2 protein-coding genes are annotated in these 1,196 nt (G+C 30.9%); both read left to right on the top strand.

Annotated elements, in window-relative coordinates; all coding sequences use genetic code 11:
• Positions 1-209 (top strand): hypothetical protein (locus V7014_RS26500; RefSeq protein ID WP_335512013.1); only part of this gene is annotated, 209 nt, incomplete at its 5' end.
• A gap of 40 nt (positions 210-249) precedes the next feature.
• Positions 250-1,196, top strand: a 947-nt coding sequence (locus V7014_RS26495; protein WP_335512011.1) for a cache domain-containing protein, incomplete at its 3' end; no start/stop codon positions are given.

The raw sequence follows: 1,196 nt of genomic DNA, 5'->3' as shown, positions 1-1,196 counted from the left end.
AAAAGAATCTATTAAAAAAGTTGAAACTAGATGTGCTAGGATCGTATCTAATAAATCATTCACCTAGTGATCTTTCTATTTCTTCTTACGATAAATCAATGCCGAACCGCTTCGGTATATTTCTAAGCTACAAAATAATTACAATTCTACATTTATTTACGTTATTATTTGTAGTTAACTTTTTTAAATTAGTTCCGATATTTAAGTAGTGCAAAATTTAAATTACATATAGTAGGGACGGAGACTCGCATGAAATCAATAAGAAATAAAATCATAGTAGGTGTAACAACGATTTTTTTAATCTCTTTTTTAACAGCGATTTTTCTTACTAACGTGTTGGTGAAAAATCAAACAGAAAAAATTGTTGATAATGTGGCAGAAGTGAACATCGAACTTTTAGATGAAATGCTTAAAACGTTTTTAAAAACACATGAAGAAAGTTTAAATCAATTAGCTCGAAATAAAACCTTTGTGGAATTTAGCTACGCTCTAAATTCAAATAATAAGGAACTAGCAAGTAAGTTAGAAAAAGATTTCTTTGATGAATCTAAACTATTTATGAAACAATACCCTTCTACAATCGCTGTGATGTTCGGATCTTCAAATAAACAATATAGGAATTACCCAGTTAAAAACTACGATTCTACCTTCGATGTGACTACTCGTCCTTGGTATACAAATGGTATCCAGAACAACGATAAAGTCACAGCAACCGATCCATATATAGATGCTAGGACAAATGAATATGTAATAACTCTATCCAAAACGATGAAATATGGTGATCAAACAACAGGAGTTCTTTCGATTGATATTTCATTAGACAATATGATGAAGGTAGTAAATGATAATGAAATGGCCTTTAAAGGTGAGCCATTTATCATAAATAATGAAGGCCTTGCCATTGTTCATACAACTAGACAAGGTGAAGATATTTCAGACCTTTCTATCGTTCAAAAGATACTAAAAAGTAAACAATCAAAAGGTAATATAGAATATGAATTAGATAATGAAATGAAAATGCTTCACTACAAAAAAATTGCAAACACGAACTGGATTACAGGGATTTTCTTTGATGAGAAAGAGATTTTTGAGCTTGCTGACAATGTTCGAGACTATTTGCTTATATTAGGAGGTATTATCTTAGTTATAACAGTGGTTGCGATCGGATTTATTTCCCTAGCTATCACTCGCCCGAT

The sequence above is a fragment of the Bacillus sp. JJ722 genome, assembly GCF_036963345.1.
Lineage (GTDB): Bacteria > Bacillota > Bacilli > Bacillales > DSM-1321 > Bacillus_AD.
The sequence above is the reverse complement of the archived record's forward strand: the minus strand, read 5'-3'. Positions and strand labels throughout refer to the sequence as shown.